This window comes from Pseudomonas sp. LBUM1662 (genome assembly GCF_059695915.1).
Genome location: NZ_CP166793.1, coordinates 3851483 through 3873905, shown reverse-complemented (window position 1 = coordinate 3873905; position 22423 = coordinate 3851483). Strand labels below are relative to the sequence as shown.

The 22423-nt window shown below is 50.5% G+C and carries 17 protein-coding genes and 2 pseudogenes; 11 read left to right on the top strand and 8 right to left on the bottom strand.

The genetic code is table 11. The annotated features are described in order from the left end of the window. Positions 1-50 precede the first annotated feature (50 nt). Positions 51-806, bottom strand: coding sequence for a patatin-like phospholipase family protein (locus ACA049_RS17310; protein ID WP_497328508.1), 756 nt, complete (start codon positions 804-806; stop codon positions 51-53). A 579-nt stretch (positions 807-1385) separates the two neighbouring features. Between ACA049_RS17310 and ACA049_RS17305 the strand changes: the two genes are divergently transcribed. The 4 genes from ACA049_RS17305 to umuC all read left to right on the top strand — a co-directional run bounded on the left by ACA049_RS17305 (position 1386) and on the right by umuC (position 7936). Further along, positions 1386-5096 (top strand): CHAT domain-containing protein, encoded by a 3711-nt coding sequence (locus tag ACA049_RS17305; protein ID WP_497328507.1) that lies wholly within the window; start codon positions 1386-1388, stop codon positions 5094-5096. Between the two features lie 17 nt (positions 5097-5113). Beyond that, the gene (locus tag ACA049_RS17300) at positions 5114-5905 is read left to right on the top strand and encodes a hypothetical protein (RefSeq protein WP_497328506.1); all 792 of its coding nucleotides are present in this window, start codon (positions 5114-5116) and stop codon (positions 5903-5905) included. 332 nt (positions 5906-6237) lie between these two features. Beyond that, entirely contained in the window at positions 6238-6663 is a 426-nt protein-coding gene (locus tag ACA049_RS17295; RefSeq protein ID WP_497328505.1) for a LexA family protein, read from the top strand. After that, positions 6656-7936, top strand: coding sequence for a translesion error-prone DNA polymerase V subunit UmuC (gene umuC, locus ACA049_RS17290; RefSeq protein ID WP_497328504.1), 1281 nt, complete (start codon positions 6656-6658; stop codon positions 7934-7936). The genes ACA049_RS17295 and umuC overlap by 8 nt, the downstream gene beginning before the upstream one ends. A gap of 429 nt (positions 7937-8365) precedes the next feature. On the opposite strand, the gene ACA049_RS17285 is transcribed toward umuC, so the two are convergent. Then, a complete protein-coding gene (locus tag ACA049_RS17285; RefSeq protein WP_497328503.1) occupies positions 8366-9670 on the bottom strand; it encodes a HEAT repeat domain-containing protein in 1305 nt (434 codons plus the stop codon). Between the two features lie 515 nt (positions 9671-10185). On the opposite strand from ACA049_RS17285, the gene ACA049_RS17280 reads away from it, so the two are divergent. The 4 genes and pseudogenes from ACA049_RS17280 to ACA049_RS17265 all read left to right on the top strand — a co-directional run. After that, positions 10186-11310 carry a DUF4062 domain-containing protein gene (locus ACA049_RS17280; RefSeq protein WP_497328502.1) on the top strand — a complete coding sequence of 375 codons (1125 nt, stop codon included), beginning with the start codon at positions 10186-10188 and terminating at the stop codon, positions 11308-11310. Between the two features lie 5 nt (positions 11311-11315). Next, positions 11316-13085 carry an alkaline phosphatase D family protein gene (locus ACA049_RS17275; protein ID WP_497328501.1) on the top strand — a complete coding sequence of 590 codons (1770 nt, stop codon included), beginning with the start codon at positions 11316-11318 and terminating at the stop codon, positions 13083-13085. Between the two features lie 604 nt (positions 13086-13689). Next, a complete protein-coding gene (locus ACA049_RS17270; RefSeq protein WP_497328500.1) occupies positions 13690-13956 on the top strand; it encodes a hypothetical protein in 267 nt (88 codons plus the stop codon). Between the two features lie 407 nt (positions 13957-14363). Then, a pseudogene (locus ACA049_RS17265) lies at positions 14364-14438 on the top strand (hypothetical protein); the annotation flags it as partial. 58 nt (positions 14439-14496) lie between these two features. Here the strand turns inward: ACA049_RS17265 and ACA049_RS17260 are convergent. The 3 genes and pseudogenes from ACA049_RS17260 to ACA049_RS17250 all read right to left on the bottom strand — a co-directional run. Continuing rightward, a pseudogene (locus ACA049_RS17260) lies at positions 14497-15084 on the bottom strand (caspase family protein); the annotation flags it as partial. After that, positions 15084-15470, bottom strand: a complete 387-nt coding sequence (locus tag ACA049_RS17255; protein ID WP_497328499.1) for a TIR domain-containing protein — start codon at positions 15468-15470, stop codon at positions 15084-15086. The gene ACA049_RS17255 and the pseudogene ACA049_RS17260, both read right to left, overlap by 1 nt. Positions 15471-15641: 171 nt before the next feature. Next, on the bottom strand, positions 15642-16235 hold the full coding sequence (locus ACA049_RS17250) for a hypothetical protein (RefSeq protein ID WP_497328498.1): 594 nt from the start codon (positions 16233-16235) through the stop codon (positions 15642-15644). Positions 16236-16514: 279 nt separating this feature from the next. Here ACA049_RS17250 and ACA049_RS17245 point away from each other — a divergent pair, with 279 nt between their 5' ends. After that, positions 16515-17540: a phospholipase D family protein gene (locus ACA049_RS17245; RefSeq protein WP_497328497.1), complete on the top strand. Its 1026-nt coding sequence runs from the start codon at positions 16515-16517 to the stop codon at positions 17538-17540. A gap of 361 nt (positions 17541-17901) precedes the next feature. Here ACA049_RS17245 and ACA049_RS17240 read toward each other — a convergent pair whose 3' ends face one another. Beyond that, positions 17902-19086, bottom strand: a complete 1185-nt coding sequence (locus ACA049_RS17240; RefSeq protein WP_497328496.1) for a hypothetical protein — start codon at positions 19084-19086, stop codon at positions 17902-17904. Between the two features lie 695 nt (positions 19087-19781). On the opposite strand from ACA049_RS17240, the gene ACA049_RS17235 reads away from it, so the two are divergent. Together ACA049_RS17235 and ACA049_RS17230 are read left to right on the top strand one after the other, a co-directional pair. Continuing rightward, positions 19782-20114: a hypothetical protein gene (locus ACA049_RS17235; RefSeq protein WP_348124443.1), complete on the top strand. Its 333-nt coding sequence runs from the start codon at positions 19782-19784 to the stop codon at positions 20112-20114. 306 nt (positions 20115-20420) lie between these two features. Next, positions 20421-20720 carry a hypothetical protein gene (locus ACA049_RS17230; RefSeq protein ID WP_497328495.1) on the top strand — a complete coding sequence of 100 codons (300 nt, stop codon included), beginning with the start codon at positions 20421-20423 and terminating at the stop codon, positions 20718-20720. Between the two features lie 74 nt (positions 20721-20794). Here the strand turns inward: ACA049_RS17230 and ACA049_RS17225 are convergent, their stop codons facing one another. Both ACA049_RS17225 and ACA049_RS17220 read right to left on the bottom strand, forming a co-directional pair. Next, on the bottom strand, positions 20795-21028 hold the full coding sequence (locus ACA049_RS17225) for a BPSL0761 family protein (protein ID WP_008017168.1): 234 nt from the start codon (positions 21026-21028) through the stop codon (positions 20795-20797). Positions 21029-21149: 121 nt separating this feature from the next. Beyond that, complete coding sequence (locus ACA049_RS17220; RefSeq protein ID WP_497328494.1) at positions 21150-21932, bottom strand: SIR2 family NAD-dependent protein deacylase; 783 nt, start codon at positions 21930-21932, stop codon at positions 21150-21152. Between the last annotated feature and the right edge of the window lie 491 nt (positions 21933-22423).

The window sequence follows — 22423 nt, the reverse complement described above, 5'->3', positions numbered from 1 at the left end:
CAAGACGGCGCGCGCACCCCGGCGAGCGATTTTTCGAAGCTCTGAATTTCTTAATCTGATGGCGGCCATATCACCCCCAAGCCTGGCGCGCAGTAAGCCTTGATCGATATCTCGGCGACCTCGGTCAGTTCGTTATCTGGAAAGCTTGCCCTTATGGCCAGTATCGAACCGAGCAGTTGCCAGGTTAGCCCTTGGCCAGTGAAGACCATTAGCACTGCAACCATCAACCCCCACGCTCCCAGCAGCCATAACACGATGCGATGCAATTGGCCGTTCAGTGCGCTGAAAATACTGAGCGTGGTAAAGCCCGCCACCAATAACATCATGCATAGCGCCGTCACGAGCGTTGTCACAACACCGATATTGGAGTGCAGGGCGGTGATGAATGGGCACATCAGCAGGCTGCCTAGTAGCAGGCCTACGCTCAACCCCTCTTTGTACATGGCGCCCAAACCTTTCAATACCTCGGCTGTGGCATCCCGTGGTTTTCTGTTCAAGACACGGACAAACACAGAGAAATGTTTGCGCAAACTCATCGCTGGCTGAAACAACCTGAACAGTTTGGAGGTGCCATCTTTGCTTTTTTCTCCCAGTAAATCGGGTAAATCTTCCAGTGCTTCAAAAGCCATATGGCCATTGTTCTTACCGTACTGGACAGCCGCACAGGCGCCCGCGGCAATAGCGCCAGCTGAGGTCCCGCCGATGTTTTTGAATTGATATTTTGAAGCGAGTTGGGCAGTCAGCTTGGGATAGAAGACTCCACTGGTGATACCTCCCTTCATCACAAGATCGCAATGCTCCGTCATGACACGGTTCCTGAATGTGTGCCTTGAAGGTCACTCATCGCGCTCATTTGAAGGGTTGATGCAAAATCTGGCGCAATGACACCCATAGCTCGAGTCACCGGGCAGGTCCAGTAGGGCAGGGCTACTGGCATGATGATACTAGGACGGATGTGCGCTTCGTGCCACTTGAGCCAGCAGCACGCCACGATCGTAAGCGCGGAGCTGGTTGGACGGTATGCATGGAGGAGTAGATCGGTTACTTGAGTCGGCAAGTGTAAGTGCGTCTAGACGCGTCTCTGCTCCTAAAATTGAGGGTCGAGGATGAAATTTCTTCCACTCAGGTCCATTTTTTATCTGGTGCTGTTCCCCCTGGGAGAGCATCCCCGCCGCAACCTTGTTGAAATTTACCGACAGTAGGGATCCGTTATTTCGATTCATTCCTAGTTCGGATTTGCAAATACTACAAACAACACCTTTGCTCAGAATATGTAGTATCGGGTCTCCCTCGCAAGATCCAGGCTAGCCCTCAAACCACGGTTGCGGGTCAGTTGCAGTACTTATGCAAAGCGGAAACGTATGGGGGAAGCGGAAGTGTCCTCAATGAAACTGGTGAAATCGTATGCTGAGCAAGTCGAGGTAAAGTGCCGTCTGTGTGGCATATTGATGTTCCCAGATGTGCAGGTTGTCGTCGATACATCGCTAAACCCTGAAATGGATGCACTGGCAAACTCCGGAGAAATGCGGCTGTTAACCTGCCCAAAAGGTCATACGGCTGGCCTCCAACTTCCTCTCATCATTAGGCGTCCGGGGCGGGAACCCCGGCTAATTTTTTATCCAGCCTATTCAAAAAGCGGGATGCAGGTGCGACAAGAACTGTTGCATTGGCTGAATCTAATCGAGTTGCTCGATCTTGGGTTTGCTGATGTAAACGAAGCTGCAGCCAATTGTTGTGTTGTTCCTGGACACTTGATGGCGTCTCAACTCCAGCCCTACGAAAGCTATCTCAAAGTGGTGGGAGCACCAGTCGGTTTCTTTGATCAATACTTGTTGGCTCTTGGCGCTCGGGAGTTGGCTAACGCGGATCCTACGAAAGTAAAACTCGACAATGCAGTGTCTGCATGGAATCAGTTGTGTCGAGCCTCATCCCAGACACCAATTTGGTTTCAACGAGGCGTACATTCGGAGCTTGCTTTCGCACTTAGTGCGCGGTTTGAGTCAATTGGTGACCTAGCAGATCTAGACCAGTCACTTGCCGCGTTCGTTATTGCGCTCGACTATCCAGTTTTCCACGCTGCTTACGGTGCTGTCCTTCGCCGTAATCAAGCGCTTGTATATGCCATGCGCTCTGATCGATCGGGAAGTATCAGGGATTTAGAAGCTGCAATAGGAGCCTTGCAGTTGGCGTTACCAGATCTGCAAGAGCCGTTTAGTACGGACGCGAAGAGAATGCTGGCTTCGATGCTTGGCGCGCGGCAACTGATATGTGGTAAACAAAACCCAATTTCGGACAACACTTCCCTTGAAAAACTCGTTGATCTTGCGCGTACGGATGATGAGCGACTTCGTTCTGAAGCAGATTTGGCGATAGCCAGTGCAACCTTCGGGGACACCGGTTACGACGCTATGGCCGCAGACCGCGCGATAAAACGTTTAAGAAGCGCGATCGCCAAGGTTGATACAGCCAGTCTAGGACGAGTTTTGGCGCTGGATATACTCGGCCGGTTGTTGCAAGACCGGTATGAGGCAAGCCAGGACGAAGCAGCGTTAAATGAGGCGATCGCCGTTCGTGAGGAAGCGATCGATTGGCTGGAATCCAGCAATGACAACGTATTGGCAAATTTGTTGCTGAACAATTTGGCCTATTCGCTTCGAGCTCGATATGTATTATCCGGGCGATTGACTGATCTCGAAAAAGCTGGGCGTGTAGTGCGTCGTGCGATGGCGCTCATGAAGAAGGGACAAACTCCCCATCCAGTATTGTTGGAGCAGTGGGGATGTATTGCATCGCAGTTATATGTGCGGGACAAAAATTCCAAATGGCTTGAAGAGGCCGTCAGGGTATTCCGAAGGGCAATTGAACTCACTGCACCAGATGATCCGATACATCGACATATCTTGCCCGAGCTTGGCATTTGTTTATCGGAGCTTGGTTCTCAATTCGAAGACATTGCTTACATTAATGAGGCTATCGAATTATTAAATGCGTCTGTTGGTCAGCCGTTTACATCGCTTCTAAGTCGCGCAGACGCGGTTCTGAATTTGTCGTCGGCCCTCCTGACGCGATTTCATTTGACGAACGACATTGAGGACGTGCATCAGGCAATTTCAGTTCTTGGGCTCGCGTTAGAGGTGGTTCCAAAAGGTACTCTTGATGAGGCGCGGATTGTAGCGGCGCTAGCTTGTGCGCATGAGGCCGTCGACGAAACGCAGTGTGCTACGCAGGCACCTAACGATCAGGTTGGCCAATGTTTACGAGACGCATGCTCCTTACGAGCGCTTTCCCCGGAAATAAAATTGGGTACCGCAAAGAGTTGGCTTGGCTGGGCTCTGCGACATCAACAGTGGGAGGAGGGTAATGAGGCTGGGACAATCGCACTCGAAGTGATCAAGCGTTTGACTGAGCAGCAGGATGATCGCTTTGGCAAAGCTTCTTGGCTAGCAGATGCACAGAGCGTTTCGACAGATATTGCATATGTGCGTGCTCGGTTGGGCGATCTTGAGGGGGCAGTTCTAGCACTTGAGTGCGGCCGTGCTCAGTTACTTCTACATTCGCTGCTGCAGGACAAAGTTAGCGTACAGCGGCTCCTCGATGAAGGTTTCGGCGAGTTGGCCGATAAGTATTTGAAATCACGTCGCCGGGTTGCCAAGAGAGAGAACGCGGCGCGGATGTTTGAGGATTGCGATATCAAGGGCGACGATACTCGTCCATCCCGACCGAGCAGAGGTTTCATTGATCCAGGCACAGATCCCGGAGGTTTTACAGGGCGTCTTTTGGAGTCATTCGAGAGTAAGAAGGAGATGGAGCGAGCCGAACTTCGCGCTGTCATTGCAGAGATTCGCCAGCATAGGAGCTTCGAGCATTTCCCTCTTCTGAATCATGAAGATCTCGCTTTAGTTTCCCCCGTGCCCGGCTTCATATTCGCCTATTTAGTAATCACTGCAGAGGGGTCAATGTGGCTGATACGTAGTTGCAGTGGAATTGAAGTAATCTGGCTTGATGAGGCGACCACCGCATTGGTGAAGGAGAGAGTGTTTGGTACTGGTGGGTACCATCGCTTCCAATTAGATCACTGCAGTTCCGATGATCTGCTCGACTACCTATCGTGGGCTGGAAGCACATTTGCGCGTCCCCTTTCAGATTGGATACAAGGAGATCGTACTGCGGATGAGTCAAGTTTGCGACTAGTACTCATATCAACCGGTCCAATTGCGTTGACGCCACTCCATACTTGTCCGATTCATTCAGCCAGTGATGCCTGTCTGCTTGATCAGTGCTCAGTTGAATTCGCACCATCTTTGGCGGTTTGGGCGCAGTGTCATGCTCGGCTGTCCACCAACGTTGAACGCGACTGCCAAATGCTTGTCGTAGCCAACCCACGACCGCTACCTTCTGAATGGATCGAACTCGCGGCTGCGGAGTTGGAAGCTAGTGCTATTTCGTCGTTGCTGCTAGAGAATGCGACGGTACTTCGCCGACGCGATGCTACTGTTGATAAGGTAATCGACAGCATAGGTAATGCGAACTACCTTCATTTTGCTTGTCACGGTGTATTCAATGTACTTCGCCCGACGCTATCGGGATTAGTACTTGCACAAGGCGACCACCTGCCGTTGCTTACGTTCTTGTCCGATGACTCTCGTCTAGATCATGTTCACTTGGCTGTTCTTTCAGCCTGTCAGACTGGCCTGAGCGATGCGATGAAACTGCCAGAAGAGTCTGTAGGGTTGGTATCTACTCTAATTGAAATAGGCATACCCGCTGTTATAGGTAGCCTCTGGACTGTCAGCGATGCTGCAACCGCCATTCTAATGACGCGGTTCTACGGAGTTTTATTTGAAGACGGACAGCCGGCGATGCATCCGGCAGAAGCCTTACGTCAGGCGCAACTCTGGTTGCGGGATGTCACAGTAGAAGCTTTGCAAGCGCTGGCTAATGCTACAGATGAGGAATTGCGGATCAAATCGCCCATGGAGCAAAGATTTGCCAAGGCCTTTCGTGACGCATGCTTGGTGGAATGCATTCCCTCTGGTGCTGGACCGGCTTTTGCGCGACCGAAGTATTGGGCTGCTTTTCGTTATCACGGGGCCTAACCGAGGAGTGAATTTACATGGGCGAACATAAAATGAATGCGAGACAACGTGCGTTGGATTTCGTTGAAGATTTAGCGTTGCCGGTGATAGCTAGCGGAACGCGTGGACAACTCAGTCGCGAAAATGTTGATGACCTCCTCAGCGCGCACTCTAACTCTGAGCCGCAATCGTTGGTGGCCGGTGCGAGTGTGATTTCTTTTGCGTCGGGCGTCCCTACTGAAATACGCCAGGACATTGTTAATTCTTCGCTTTTGGCACAACTTGCGGCCAATAAACGCACCGTAGGCCGACAGAATGTTAGTGAGTGGTATAACGCGTACTTCGATGTGCTTACCAATGTTGGCTGGGTGATGCAGGAGCGAACTTTCCAGCGGTACATGGAGAGTGGCGACGATTTCGAAGCTGATCAAGCCATTCTTGCGATTGCTGCTCAGGTTTTTGGCCCCGTCACTAGCGCAGTTGCAATTGTGAAATCCACTTTGGATGCATTGAAGCAGGCCAGCTCAGGCAAGTGGATTACTGTATTCAACAGGGAGAGCCAAGTGGCTCATACCGCCAAATTCCAGTTAATGTTTGTTGAGGCGACACCCAACCGGGATGTCAGCATTAGCATGATGGCCTTTGAGTTGAAAGCTTCGGCGTCGTTAACTCAAGTGCTGTTCTTCAAGTTCAGATCTAATAATGTCATCTTCGACCATGCCTCCGGAACTGTCTCCATGAATCGCGATGTCCTAGACGCAGTTCGAGAGCCGGTTACTCAGAAAATCAAAGCCTACGTGAGGGACTTCATCAGTAATATAGAAGTCTAGATCGCACAAGCTCAGTGATCTAAATGGCACTTGGACAACGATCACTACGGGCACCCCCTGCAAGGTATGTCCTGAAAAATATTCGTCCGGCCGGCGGGCGTAAGCACATCGTCTGATAAAACCGATAGCCTATTTTCAGTACTCTTCTTTCCGAACCGGACGCGTTATTAAAGGCGTTAATTGTCCAACGGAATCAACTGTCGTTCGTGGCTCTGTACAGGATTCAGCCGATTCAGCCTCCCGTCTGTCGAAATTATCCACATGAAAAATTGACCGGTGCGCCACTTCGACGTTAACTGTACAAAAATACAGTATTTGTAGAAGGCGTCTCCATGAGCGTTACCATCCTCGGCCCACTCGCAGAAGGCGGCATCAAGCTCCCTCGCTGCTCATTCCGCGTTCCGGCTGGCTTTCCTTCACCCGCTGCTGATCACATTGAACAGCACATCTCTCTGGATGAGATCCTGAACATCCGGGCGCCTCACGTGTACCTGATCTCCATCGCGCGCGACAGCATGCAAGGCGCTGGAATCTTCGACGGAGACTTGGCCATCGTCGATCGCGCATTGGAAGCGGGCCACAACGATATCGTGGTGGCACTGCTGAATAACGAACCCATGTGCAAGCGACTGTGCAAGCGCGGCACTCAAATGATCCTGCTCTCAGAAAACCCCAAATACCCACCACGATACGTTCTCGAAGGAGACGAGCTATCCATCTGGGGTGTGATCACCAGCAGCGTGCGCAGCCATGTCTAAAAAGCTGGAGCCAGTGTTTGCGCTGATCGATTGCAACAGCTTCTACGCCAGCTGCGAGCGTGTATTTCGTCCTGATTTAGCGCGTGTGCCCATCGTGGTGCTGAGCAACAACGACGGCTGTGTGATTGCCCGCAGCTACGACGCCAAGCCCTTTGTGAAAATGGGAGAGCCGTACTTCCAGATCAAGCACAAACTCAAGCAACACGGCATCGTTCCTTTCTCCTCAAACTACGCGCTATATGGCGACATGAGTGAGCGTGTGATGACGTTGATCGAATCGATGGTGCCGGCGGTGGAGGTCTACAGCATTGACGAAGCGTTCGCTGATCTGACGGGCATCTCGGACCTGGATGCACTCGGACGTCGCATTCGTAGTCAGGTGCTGCGTTGCACTGGCATTCCCGTCGGCGTAGGAATCGCCCACACAAAGACGCTGGCCAAGCTCGCGAACCACACCGCAAAACGCCTTCAAGCTGAAACGGGTGGAGTGGTCGATATCTGTGATTCCTTCAAGCGCGATTGGGTGTTGCGCAACACTGATGTGTCTGAGGTGTGGGGTGTCGGTCGACGCATGAAAATGCACTTGGACGCACTGGGCGTTAAAACCGCCATGGACCTGGCCAAGGCTGATCCGCGGATGCTGCGCACGAAATTCAGTGTTGTCATCGAGAAGACGGCCAGGGAGTTGGCTGGAACGCCTTGCCTTGAATTGGATGAGCCTGAACCACCGAAGCAGGAAATCTGCTGTAGCCGAATGTTCGGGAAGCGTCTCACAGAGTTGGCGCCGATCAAGGAGGCGGTGGCGACTTACATGATGCGCGCCTCGGAGAAGCTTCGTGCCCAGGGCTCAGTGTGCAAGAAAATCCGCGTCAGCATCCGAACGGGTATGTTCAATCCTGAGGAAGCCAAGTTCGCCAATGGGGTAGTGGTGGACCTGCCTTATCCAACCGACGATGTGAGGTTGCTGACCAAGGCTGCGGTGGATGCGCTCGAGCGTGTGTACCGGCCAGGGTTCAAGTACAGCAAAGCCGAGGTCATGCTCCTCAACCTTTGTCAGCCGGGCGAGTACACGGATGATTTGTTTGCGGTCTCACAGCCATCAGAGGCGACCAAGGTGATGGCTGTGTTGGACAAGATTAATGGGCGGTGGGGAAGGGGGACGCTACGTGCGGCGAGCGTGCCGAGTAATCCGGATTGGGCGATGCGGCGGGAGATGATGAGTCAGAGCTTCACCACGAGGGTTGATCAGCTTTGGACGGTTCAGTGCAGATGAGTTTCCATAGGGCCGGCCTCAATAAGCTATCCACAAAATGAGTGGATGTATCTGTGGATAATGACCTGAGAAGCGCAGCTTGCAGGGCTTGTCATGCGTTGGTGACTAATTGAGCGCGGTGTGAGAAATACCGCCGAAAAAAATTCAGGTCTACAGCATTGACCAAGCCTTTGCTGGTTTTGCGCGCACCACGAGCTAAGATGCGCTCGCTCGTCAGATACGTCGCGAGGTGCTGCGTTACACGAGGTTTTGGCCGCACGAGACGTTTTCCATGCTTGCGAACCAAGACGTCTTCAGGCTGAACCGGGCGATATGGTTGAGATTTGGATCCCTTCCTGCGCGATTGGTTGCTGCGCAACACGAATGTATCTGATTCTAGAGATTGCGATGATACACCTACAAATATCAAGCCGTGTTTGCCGGATCGTTTTAATGGGCCTCTAACTGAATAGATTCAATTAATTTTAACGATCTTTCATCTTTTGCCACAAAGGACTTGGTTGTCTCCGCGACAGATTGTTTTTGCTCTTCATCAGCTAGGGGTAAAGTCTGGTGAAGCACCCATAAGAGGTTATATTGGCCATTGGCGCTCGACTCTGGCAATTGTTGAATGACAGCCGGGATAGCTCGCGGATCTTTTAGGTTAACTAGGACATTTGTAGCAAATGATTGAATGGTATCATCGCTACTGGTTGAGGCTTTGGTCAATGCCTTCAAATCCTCTTCGTCAACGATTGCTTTAAGTTCGCCGTCTTGGCCAGCTTTCGACTCTGCAATCTCATCAAGAGAGACGAGTGCTCCGAGTTTTTTTCGATAGGTGTTATCGGGTTTTTTTACTTCACTCAGGAGTGGTCGCGCAGCGACAATGCCCTTTTTACCAAGCTCAGTTCGTGCGTCGTGCCTCACATATGGGTTGTCTGAATTAAGTTTTCCTATAAGTTCATCAACGCTTAGCTCAGGCTCAGTTGCATTGGCGGTTGAAAACAGTGTCCAAGACGGATTATTTGAAATGATAGGAGCATCGGCTGCCGCTTTGTTGGTCAGTGTTCCGCTTCTGCAAGGGCCAACTTTAGCAATCGTATTGCCCATCTCGTCACTTAGGCTTGCTTCAGGGAAATTATAATTCCAGTGGATAATACCTCCTGAACCTAGGTGTGGTCTGATCAATGACGCATCTATGCACTTAAACACCTGATCTGTTCCATTGATGGTAACAAATAGCGATAATTTATTTCGAGAGATATCTTTGTTAAACGCTATGAAGTCATAGCTGGTGTCTTGGCGCGATCCAAAAAAAGGATCATCGCCGGTAAGAATCATGTTTGCCTCTTTTGTGTCGTCTTCAATATTTATACGTAAATAACGATTATCCGTATGTTCAAGAATAATTAAGAAGATTCCGATTGCAAGTGCTGCAGAGCCGGCAACGGTCATTGATGTGCCGAGTACGTTGAGATTTGCTGTGGAGCCTAGTGCTCCAAGAATTATTCCAAAACCTGCGCAAAACATAAACGTCTTTAATGCAAAGCTACCAAGGTGCATCACTTCGAATGCTGTCCCTAAGCCGATCATGATCAAGCCCATTACAAGGGCAGAATAAAAAACAGGACCAACACGGACTAAGTTACTGTCGGTTACTCCAGGAGAGTCATTACTATAACTACTCTGAATCTCTTTATTTTTTTTTGCTTTTGGATCGTCTTCTTTATCGTCGACATCTGGATTGTCGTTCATGGCTGCTCCGGATCACGGGAAGTAGTGAGACACCACTCGACTCAACAACCCAATGAGTACCCATTTAGCTAAAAGTGGTGGTATCACAACGCTAGTAGGCATCTAGACGCTTGTCCAGGGAGGGCGGTTTCCTATACTAATGACTTTTTTTATGTACAAGGTTTGATGGTGGACGAAGCTGCTCTCGACTTATCCACATCCGATTAGACGCTTTCCAGATCGGTTGTGGCGCGGATATGTCGTGGTTAGCCCATAGCAGACATCAGCTTAGCGGCACCGGTTTTTTATCTCGACAGGTGCTCGCCAAGCGTGCAGATGAAGTTAGCCTATATGAGCTCGTCACAAGCGGTTACCAAGCTTAAAGCTTGGTAAGGGCGATATGATCGCAAAATAATTGCATTTTGCTACTTCTGTGCTGTTCTAGGAGAACTGTCCGCGCGGCTCACCTTTGTTGCGCAAGGATCACCTTTGATCACAGAGCCGTTAGTGCCTCTGGTTGAGGTTTAGGAGCAAGGATGGCCCAGTCCAAAAAAATCAAGGTCATGCTTTCGAGTCGTTGCAACGACCGTTTCCCCATTGATAGCGATCACACCCTTAGCTCAATTCGCGAGCAACTCAAGCGCGAAATCGAGGGCACAAAGCTGTTCGGCAAGCAGGTGTTTGAAGTCTGGATCAATGAAGACGCTCCACCCGCCGATGCTATGGACGACAGCTGGGATACTTGCCTACAGGCTGTTCGTGATTGCGATGTGATGCTCGTGTTGTCCAATGGCAATGCAGGTTGGGCCAAGCGTGCTGGCGACATCGGCATTTGCCATGCTGAATACATGGAAGGCCTGGCCACTACCCGCGGCAAGGTGCGCCTGATTGCTATGCCCAATATTCCTGTGGGTGAAGGGCAGGACGCTGAGACTGCGCGCAATAAACTGTTCCAGGACTTTGTCTCGCTACAGACACCTTTCCGAGGCGGGACTGTTTCCACTGTCGAGCAATTGCGCAGCCGGGTGCATGAAGCGCTTCTTGACGCTCTGGTTGTGCTGACCCAGCGAGGTGTTACGGCGGCGGCCTCTTCGCGTTTTGACATGGGGCAGGCGCTCGACTGGACCCGTCTCGATTTCCGCCAACGTAAACGCGCGATGGAAGCGGTTCTGTTGAGAGCACTGACCGGAACAGGTGCAGCCTCCAGTGAGACCGCCGTCGTTGTACCCATTGCCGGTGCGAAAGTAGCAGTTTTGGTCCACGCCATCCCGGCCGCATTCACTGTCGCTGCAGCGCGCGAGCTTGTCGGTAAACCCTTTCTACTTGATCACCTTCATGCGAATGCCTTGAAAACCGCGGTCGGACCATTGCATCTGATTGCCTGTCATCGAGGTGCAACAGAGACACAGGCGACCGCGTTGCTAGGTTTCGCCGATGCCACGGTGGTCAGTGGTTCCTTCGGCATCTTCGTCGCAGACGACGTACAGAAAGTGCAATTTGCGTTCCTGGCAAATTGCCGTGATGAATCACAAACCCGCCATGCCCTACAACGATTCATGGAGTGGCTGGATCAAACCGGCGAGGCCGACATCTTGGCGAAGAGAGCTGCTTCGCGCGCCAAGATCGTCAGAGTAATCGCTGCTGAATATCAAGGGAGATAACAAGGATGGCCAAGTCGCTTTTCACCGTGGGACCCGTGCTTTCGTTTCGAGGAATCAGTGCAGGGAAGTGGAGGGTCACTGCGTTGATTGGCATCACCACCGGTTTGCCTATACCCAAGCTCACGATCGAAGGGAAAGCGTGTCCCGTCCCCGTGGTTCTGCTGGCGCGGCCTAAGGAAACCATCCTTCGTTATGACCTGAGCTGTGCCCTCCAGAAAGAGGAACGGGTCGTAGAGTTTGGATTGGCGGGGGAAGTTTTTAGATGGAAGTTCTCTGTGCCTGGCAAAGACTATGCACCCAGGATGGCGTATGTCTCCTGCAATGGCTTTTCCGACCCCTCTGCAATGCGCAAGCTGGCTAAACCTCAAAATGCTGTTTGGGCAGATCTAATCGAAAACCATGACAGTGAACTGCGTCCCAACGATTTTGAGTTGGACAAGGAACAGCTTTGGCACGAAAGCCGAATTCATGACAAACATTTGAAGCGCTTCCACCTGCTGCTGATGGGGGGGGACCAGATTTACTTCGACTCGATTTGGGAGGATGTCAAACCTCTCAAGCAATGGGTGGGTTTGTCGCGTAAGGACCAGCTGAAATTCAAGGTGAATGCTGCGCTTGAGCAGGAGATCGAGTCCTATTATTTCGAGCTGTATGCCAAGCGCTGGTTACCGGACACGCGTAGTGACTGGGGCAAGGGTTTGCCGAACCTCGATGCAGCCGATGCCATGTCGCGTATACCAACGGTGATGATGTGGGATGACCACGACATCTTCGATGGCTGGGGCTCCTACAGTCCTGAGATGCAGCACTGCTCGGTGTTCCAGGTGTTGATGCGTTGTGCTCGCCAAGCGTTTTGGGTATTTCAGCTTCAGCACGCGCTCGAGGATTTGCCACCCTTGCTGGCGCAGCAACAGCGGGTGAATATTTCAAAACAGGATCCGCAGTTTGAGCCGATCGAATGGAGTGTGGAGCTTGCGGACGATCCATTGGCGCTGCCGTTTCTCGATAAGCAGCCGGGATTCAGCTTTGCTCATCACATAGGGCCCGTGTCCTTGTATGTGGGGGATTTACGCACGGAGCGTTCTCGCACTCAGGTGCTTGGTGAGGGGAGTTGGGGGGCGATGCAGGATTGGCTCGCCACGCTTCGAGATGGCAAACCGGCTCACCCAGGTAGCAAGTGTCAGCATTTGATTTTTATGTCATCTGTTCCTGTGGCACATCCTAAGTTATCGCTGGCTGAAGGGCTGCTTGATACGTTTGGTCAAGATGATGTGCTCGACAGCAATGCAGATGATTTGAAGGATCATTGGTCGCACGGTGATCACGAAGGTGAGCGCAAGCGGCTTCTGGAGACGCTGACGCGTGTTGCGGAGCAGAAGCTTTTACGTGTGTCGATTGCCTCCGGGGATGTGCATGTGGCGGCTTGGGGGAGTTGCTATCGCCGGGACATTCCTCCGACCTCGAACTGGGCACAGGTTCAACAGTTCACCTCATCCGGGGTGGTTCACCCCTCGTTGATCGGGGTATCAGAATGGCTTTTCCTTCAGTTGCTGAATCAGACTGCCAGTAAGGTTCAGTCAATTGATGTACAGCATTGCGTTGAAATGATGCTTTTCCCGGGATCTAACCGTTACATGATGCCCGCCAGGAACTGGCTGGCATTCGAGTTGGATGTGGGGGAGGGGAAGGGCTGTAAGTTGTGGGCGACGTGGCGGTGTGAGACCGACTCGGGTTTCTCGAACCATTTGCAGGCGGTGCAGCCGTTTCAAGAGTGAAGGGGGCAACGGCCTGATGGTGTGAAGTGGTCGGAAAGTTTTGCTTATTTATCGCAGTTTTCTGGATTGGTTGTTCCAATTGTAGCGTTTTGCATGTCGCATAAAAATCAGTTCGTGCTTTTGAGTTCCTGTACCGCTTACTCCGGGTTCGAGTCGCCGAAAATGCACCATTGACGGGATAATCCAATGGGCGCCTTAGTAATTTTTTCGATTTCTGCTCCTCGCTGGGAGGGAGCTGTCGGTGCGTGCGGATAACGGTAGGTTTCAGCCCAGCCCAGCCCAGCCCAGCCCAGCCCAGCCCATCCCTACACGACAGGCAGAAATCGGCCAAAAGCAGTCATTCCGTGTGTCGACAAAAATAAAGGCGATTCAGATGTTAAAAACGGGTGGAAGTCTGCGCCCCTCCGCACTTTAGTAGCCTAGGGCGGTGATAGTTCACGGCGAAGTACGCAAGTAAATTCGAATTGCTCTGGCAAGCACCGTACTTTACCCTGCATTGATTCTAGTTCGCATGCCCTACCAGACAAGCCGCGGCAGATTTTCACCGCAATTACTAAGATAAAAAATCGTCAGACAAAATCCACCAAGCAAAGTGAGTAAACAAATGTTAGAGCAGAATTTACTTGAACTTGTGGAGCCGCTCGCCGCAATCGAACATGAGCGATGGGCCCATTGGCAAAAATATCTTCACTCTCAGTGCTCAAAGAATAATGACGGCTCCCTGACGATTCCTCGTGAGCTCGTTGAGAGATGGGAGCGGCAACTAAATACGCCTTACCACAACCTTTCTAAAAAAGAACAGGATAGTGATAAAGAACAAGTTAAGCGATATCTGGATTTCATACTGCAACAAATAAAGTCGGACGACTAATCTCGGCAGCTACCAAATTAACTTTTTCACCTAGACCAAGGTTGCGCAAATAAAAAATCGGAGGGGCGACTGCGCCAAAGCCCCTTCCTGATTTTATTTTCCTGCACTGCTTTATCAATAAAACAGAAAGCTACGCTTAAATTATATTCTCTTCATCTCTGCCAGCTTCCTGTAGTGCGCCCCAAGGCCTGTCAGCCTACATCCAGTGGAGTTAATAGCAGCGTAAAACATGTGGTCGGCATCTACTGGAACTACTAGACCATAACGATTGCAATTTTGGAGCTCTTTAAAAATTTTTACATTCTCATCGTTAATGGGCAGATGTCTATATTCCTCTGGAATATTAATCCTGTCAGACTCGAAAGATGGATCTAGTGCGAAAATATCAGTCTTATTGGGGAAATATGTCACTAGCCTACGCAGCACTTCCTTTGGGACTTTTGGTTCAACTTTTCGCAAAGTTACAAAGTGTTGAACGTTTGCTTTATACATTGGCCGTTGCTCCCACGGCCCAAGGGTTTGATCGACATGGGAATAAATTGCGGCGGGGGTGATATTCCCTAGGATGTCCGAACAGCCGCCTCTAAGGCCATCAAGCAATATATCCGTGAAGATTCCACGACCATCTTCCTCCATTGCGCCACCTTCACGATGGCTTGCAGTCAGTATCGTAACACCAGTTCCGATCGCTGATGCATTTCCATCGACGCCAGCCACTTCTCCAGCGTAACCCGAATGGCAACAATCAAGGATGATCACGCAAGACTTAATTTTCGGATGGGCTTTATTTGCCAACCCAAGAATTTCGGAAAGAGAAGTACCCCAAGCGCCACGGCGTCCATCACTACTTACAATGTATCCCGCATTTGTCTCGGGGACGATTATTCCATGCCCAGCAAAATATAAGAGCGCCGTATCAGCCTCACCGCTGAACAGTTCGGATATCGAATTGATCAGCGATTCACTTGTGACTTTCTGCTCGTTACTGACCAATTTTATAACAGAAAAATTGGGATCACCATTTCCGTCATTCTCTAGCAGTTCCGCGATAGCAACTGCGTCGTTGACACAACCCATTAATGGGGCGGCTGGATAGTCATCTATTCCAATTACTAAGGCTTTTTTCATCATCGCCCCCCGCCGATCAAAGCCTTCAGATTATCCCAGGTCCACTTGTAAAGCTTGTCACCAGGTAACGCCGCTTTAGGTTTGACACATACAGCTTCGGAGTAGCCTTTAAGGAAGAAGTATGGAATTTTTTCTTCCTGAGCAATCTTTACTTCAGCGCTTACCCCGACTGCCGTATCGGTCTTCACGCCGCATATCACGCATACGACATCAACAGCCTTAATCCTCGTTCTAGCTTTCGCCTTCCAGTCTTCGTCAATGTGTTCTTTGATCGACCAATCCGCTAAATAAAAAGGGCTATCCTCCAGCTTTGCTTGGCCGACGAGAAAAGTTTTTAAGGTTATATCGTTGTCATAGTCAAAAGAAATGAATACGCGCGTTTTCATTGCAAAAACTCCATGTTTACTTGCGGTTAGAATTGCGAAATTCCGATCCATTTCAGATAAGATTCAACCCTGGGCGACTCAAGCTGCTCAGGGCTGAAATCTCTCTCGGCTTAAGCTTTCTTGGGAGGTGGTGGTGGCGGTGGTTCGCGACGCGGCAATGGAACATCACCTCTAACATTGCGCATCGGTGGTGGTGGTGGTGGTGGTGGTGGTGGTGGCTTTTGGTCGGACATCACATATCTCCTTGTTGTGAGTTGCTGGATAAGCTGGAAAAAAAGCAATAACTGACGCGATAACAGCGTAAATCACATATTTTGAAAACTGGTCTAACTGGGCGCTACGACTATCATTATTCGTCGCGTTTCTCGTTGCGCCCATAATGTAATAGTCCATCATGGTCAGCATGAACTGCCCGTTGGCTTGTACGACATTTCCGTCGTAATAGTCGAGCAACAATTTTCGGTGACTTTCAAGTTTTTCAGCAGTTGGAATAACCAAATCGTCCTTACGTACACGCCAAGCTTTTGAAAAGTGGGACATCGCCACCAAGAGATAGACGCCGGCCATAAGATAGGCGATCCAGAAAAGAACCCCTTCGGTGGTTTCGACGCTTGGTGCTTTCGACAGCAGATAAGAAAGAAAACTAAGCAGCGCCACAATAATTGCCAAAGGTAGATTGAGACGTGACATCAGTTTTTCTTTTCGCTCAGCCTCTGCGAGGTAAATTTTTTCGTAAAGTTTGTACTCTTCGTCGTCTGACTTCATTTGCGTGCAGCTACCACCCGAGGTTAGAGCCCCATCATAGTATCGAAAAGCCATGAAGTGCTAGAGAACCGCCGTACGGTTGGATCAGATTTCGTGCACCTACCCAAATGGCTGCTTCTGGCCGAGAGCAGCCAAGATCGAACAACCCGTTTTGCAAGTGGCCTGTCCCAAGGCACTGCCCAGCACTGCCCAGCACTGCCCAGACTGCATATATAACAACTGATCCGCTCCTCTCACACTCGGGTTACTATGCCACTTCACTATTAAAGCGGGGCGTCCATGTTCCTATCTACGAAAAATTATCTAGCTCAGTTTCATCATCTGATTGAAGTGGGGACGCACGTCTCACTTGCGGTAGCTTTCTGGGGGCGTGGAGCTGACAAATTGATTGAAACCGCTTGGGCTGGAGAATCCTTGAGAATTTTGTTCAATCTTGGCAACGGAGGAACCAATCCTGAGGTCATTCGCAGTCTCCTAAAGATCTCCATCCGGCTGCCAGGACTCGAGCTACGGATAGCCGATGACCTACATGCCAAGGTCGCAGTTAGTGAGACCACCGCAATAATAGGGTCAGCAAACTGCTCCGTTAATGGGCTCGGTTTAGAGGGTGCGGAATGCGCAGGTTGGCAAGAGGCAGGGGTAATGATTGACGAACATACGCAAGTTGCCCATGTTCAGGAATGGTTCGACGACCTGTGGGCTCGTGGTGACGCGATTACAGAACAGCGCTTGGCAGCTGCGGAAATCCAATGGGACCGAAATCGCTCCAGCCGGCCTAAGCATGCGAAGAGTTTTTCAGAGGCGCTTGATGCAGGGGAGCTCAGAAACCGTGGTATCTGTGTCGAGATCCACCGGTTAAAAGCCAGTGCCGAAGCCGAAGAGGCGGCAGCCGATGCGATCAAGCGGGCGCGGCGAGACGATGTACCAGAGGTGCGCAACACCAAAGTAGATTTCTACGAGGACTGGCCAGATGATTCCGATGAGCCCCTGCCAGTTGGTAAGCCAATTATATCGGTGTATTACGGCCCCACTAAGCGTGTTGCCGTTACCGGTGCCTGCGTACGAATACCGCAGCTCGATAGGCCTTTTAAAAGTGCATCTGGTGAGAACTCTTCAGTTGTCATGGTAGGCAAACTTGAGGAAGTATCCGGATTCACCTTCGCTAAGACCGATACCGCGCTACTCGCGAAGCGAATCAAGCCATGGGTGAAAGATCTTTATGCTGAGGAGGATCCAGACATCGCACGATGCGTTCGACTAGACGTTTTTCTGGACTGGGAGGAGCTGCAGCAAGCCGATCAGTAGAGCGTTGTGCTACAGCTACGCTGACTAGGAAGCACGATCCAGCAGCCATTTACAATCAGCCGATTCGCACGGAAGGCCCGCTCCTGTTCGGATCGATGAACTCCCCATTTCAGATTCCATATGATCGTCCGCTTCTGGCCGTTTACTGCCTGTCGCGAGAGGCAGGGAACGGCCGAAGCAGCCGGTCAGTCCCAGTCGTTACCAGACAAAACCTGACGTTTAGATCTATCTATAAATCTCGGGGCGATTCAATTTACGTCGTTCGAATAAAGGCAGGCTACGTGTGAGTCTGTCGGTATTTCCCGTCTCAATAAGGCTACCCATGTACATGGAGGTAGCCTCTGCAGCGGTTTTTCCTAACCTATTTTTTTCCAAACGTACTCTTCAGGCTTCCTTCAACAAATTGGTGTGGTTTCCACCCACCGATTATTTTGTCTGCTAAGAATGTATCGATAACACCCATTGTCAAAGCTGCTGTAGTAGCAATCCCTCCAGACAAAACGCTACCTAGAGCAAGCGATGTTCCTGTGAATAAAATCCATTTAGATGTCTTGGCAGGAAGTTTTGAGAGTGCGGAATCCTTTATTGTCTCTTTGTAAAATTCCTGCATAAGAGTTTTTTCAGGTGGCACACCCTGTATCCAACGCTTGAAAGCTTTCGAAGAGTTTATTACTTTAACTACTTCATAGAAACTCACCTTCCCTGAATTGACCGCTTCCCTTATAGTGTTGCAGTTGTCTAGTGTTAGATCTACAAAATCGTTGACTTCTTTTTGTGACTCGTTATCTCTTGCCCATAATCCTTGAAGTGTCTTTTTTTGCATTTCTTGTTCGTATGGATCTACGAACAGCTCTGAGTCTAATGATGCTGAAAAGAAAGATGACTCATAGGAATACTGTAATTGCGATAGCAATACGGATATTGGCACTCCCTGTTTCATTGGTAGCGGTAGTCTGTATGTACGGGAGAGAAGGAGGGGGTCAATATTTGTGTCTATAAAAAAGCCACCCGTACTAGGATACTCAATGCGAAATCTTAATTTATCTTTTTGAATATATTGAGGGGCCAGATAATCCAAAATTGTTGAGATGGAACTCTCTACGGCCTCAGAGTTTTCCCATTTTTTCAATAGCGCGTTCTGGTTAAAGCTTCCATGATCAAGTTGGTGTAGCTTTTTTTCAAACTTGTAAGCCATTGTTTTGGCTTGTGGGCTACTACTTGCCGCATCTTTAAAAGTCGTGAATGCATGTTCGTTATAGGTTGTTTTTGAGTCCTGCAACGTCGCCAAACTGTAGTGGTTTCGGGTTTCTGAAACATTTCTAATGTGTACGGCGAGATTGTCGGATAAAAAATGAAACTCTATAATATCTCGTTCAATTAAGTCCAGGAAAATGGCGGGCGGTATTTTTCTTAATAGATATTTTAGTGTTCCTTGATTGCCTACGATTTTAACTTTACCGTAAAAAATAAGGCTTTCTGCAAGCGCCCCTACATCTATTTTTTGATCATGACTGTATGAGTTTTTGAAAACAATTGAGTCAAACATATTTTACCCTTCCCATGGGAAAAAGCCGGATGAGCTATGACTATCAATACAAATCCGGCTACGAAAACAGTGGTGATGTCGTAATGCTATCAAAACAAGGTAGCACAGCCTAATCTTTGGGGTTGGCCAGTTCGACGTCGTGCCATGCAAAGCGCCGATCCAATCTTAGATTGTGGTTCTCGCGCACCACGTTTGCGAGTCTCTTTGCGCGCATCGGTATGAAGTTCGGTTCTATGGACGGCGTGACCACCTTTCCCGTGTCGGATTGCGAGGACTGTTCCTGCGAGGTTGGGACGATGGTCGCGGTGTGGAAGCCGGCCGCGTGTTCGGATCTTTTTTCAGGAGATTCCGCTGCAATCCCACAGCCCTCACTGCTGGTTCGATAGTCCCGATGATGTCCCACAAGGCTGGCGCTTTCTTATAGCGGAAACATTATCGTTTCCACACTAATAGGTCGAAAACTAGGCAACATAATGAACGTCCGCAATCGGCCAATCGTGGGCCCTCGCAACAGGCAGCTATTGGCCGACAGCTGCCCGACATGATAGGCGGCAGATGGACAGATGCTGACGCTCGCCGGTATCTGCTCTGGTGGCCTTTGTCACTTCAGGTCTGACCCTGACGCTTTACTACAGAGTCCGGCCATCCTGATAGAATCGATCAGGTTATAGATAACACCCTTCTGAGAAAATGGTATGAATACGGAATTGATGGAAGATGAGATGCGCCGGGCGCTATTCGGTGATTCTGAGCCCTCTGCGCCGGCAATTAACTCAGACGTGCAGGACACAGTCCCGGATGTTGTGATCGTGCAACCGGTGAAGGCAGCCAAGAAAAAGGCAGTCTCAAAAGGCTTCACACCTAGGTTGAGAGTTACCCTCCGTGTGGGAAACGAATTTGAAGGCGAGATGCACGAGATGGTGCATGAGGCCGATACGCTGAGCTCCCTAGTTGCAGAACAAGAAGCTACTAAGACGGCCAGAAAAAAATTCAGGTTTGTGGAAGTAGTCTCGGTCAAATCGATGTAAGTGGGTACTCTCACTTTTCGGCCGCTGGGCATTAAGCCGCATTCACTTACCGCGGGTCACCCAACAGATTCGTGTCGATTGAAGCCTCAAATATTTGGGGCGTTAGTCGTATCCCGGACTGGATTTAACACCATCACTCCATCCCACTCTCAATGTTTAACTGGTCGCCAACCCCAAGCCACATATCTGAGGGTGACGACAGGCAAAAATCGACCCAAAGCGGTCTTTCGCTTTTGCCTGACCAAGAGTTTATATAACCTCACGAAATCCGTTCGCACTCTAGCTTTTAATACCCGGGCTCCCTTTATGCAGACTGATCAGACCAGGCTACTCGCGCTCGCACTACTTGAGATCAGGACGTTGCTTGCTGATTATCTGGGCAGCGATGTAAATGCTCCCATGAGCGTCCGTGTCGCGGCACATATGGCCTATGCACTCCACAATGAGGCGGAGGCTGCATACAACAACGCAGAATTTCAGATCGACCACGCAAGCCTTAAAATCGCTGCGATCGATCAGATTCTTAGTGTTACTGATGGTGCCGCATTGTTGAGCAGGTTTGACGTCGAGGCCAAAGTCATTCCGGATAGCGCTCAATCTGGATGACTGCTTCTGGCCGATTTCTGCCTTTCACCTCCATCAGCTTTTGGTCGTCTGAAGCTGCCAGTCTTGATGAGAACTTACCAGTCTTCAGTTGAGGAACAAAAAACTGGGCCGAATGTACCTATCCCCACTTTTTTCGCTTGCTCTTCAATACGCCCAGCCTGCAGCACATCGTGCTTAGTAGGAAAGTGGCGTAAAAGGAAGTAAGCGTTTTGCCTAACGCGTTCGGGCACTTCTGTGTCGCGAGCAAGTTCCGTCAGGAACGCATGAGTTTGTGCGACGGACCTGCTCCGTTCAAATGGCATCGTCATTTAAGCCTCCACGCGTTGAGGTCGTCAGTCCAATACAAGGCGACTAGATTCGGTCACCTATAGTCGCTCTATAATCGCTCTATAATTCCCTATAAACCTGCGTCGTGTTCGAAACGCAGCTTCAAAGCTCAAGCTTCCTGGTCTTACCCGTCTCTATCCTTTCGAGCAGCATCGACAGTACTTCGGCGGCAGCCCCCATCAGCATGAACTCCTTCGGTTCACCCATTGCAACGTCGACTTTGTTCACATGAATGACCGAAGCTCCAGACGCCAACGCAAGATCGGGAAGGCCTGCGGCAGGCATGACGATCCCGGAGGTGCCGACTGAGACCAGCAGATCGCAATCTTTCACCAACTGCACCGCAGTTTTCCAAGCCTGGGGCGGCAAATCCTCTCCGTACCAGACCACCGCAGGACGCATCTTGCCATTACATCGCTGACACCTAGGAGGCTCGATCAGGGCACCCTCATCCGGTATAGCTGATTGATCTGGTGACACAACCGCAGGCCGATGGCAGGCGAAACACTTGGGCATTGCCAAACTGCCATGTAAATGCACCACATTTAAAGAGCCTGCTCGCTCATGGAGGTCATCAATATTCTGAGTGATAACAGAAACCTGGCGCTGTGGGTTAGCGATGCGAGGGATTGCAAGATGCGCAGCATTTGGCTCTGCCTGAGCTACTCGGAGCCTCCGCCACAAATACCACCCCCATACCAGTGCAGGGTTGTCCCGAAAGGCCTTGGCCGTCTCTAAATCCCTCGGATCGAACCCTGTCCAGATTCCAGAAAGTTTTTCGCGATACGTGGGGATACCACTATCGGCGGAGATACCAGCGCCAGTGAAAAAGACCACCTTCTTGGCTTTCTGTAGTAGGTCTACAGCTTGCTCTATGACAGTCATGGTACCAATCTGCTCCTAGCTTACCGCTTTACGTTCACTGAGCCGTCGCTGAGGATTATTGAGTACATGGCGCGGCATCTCAGCTTCTCGTTGATATCTTATCTTTGTGTTTAGGGCAACCGCGCTCCCGTAGAGATGGTCAGAGCAAGGCAAATGAGATGGTAGAAGCCGCCGTGACTCAACGGGTCATACAAATGTGCTGCTTCAGCTGGTATCCAACTGCCGAGTTTGAGATTGGTGAGCACGACGGATTCGGCATCATTACCGCTAACAGCGCCGGCGGGAATGGTTGACATCCACGACCGCCGATCCGTGACAATGCCGGAAAAACTGGCCCAATTATGGTTGGATCCTACGACACCCGCGCAGAACAGATGGTGCTGCTACATCGCAAATCTTCGGAGACCTTCGAGTGGTTCAAAGTTGACCGTGCGATTGACCGCGTATGCAATCAAGGGCGTGCGCTCATCGAACCGGTCGAGCAGATCCAA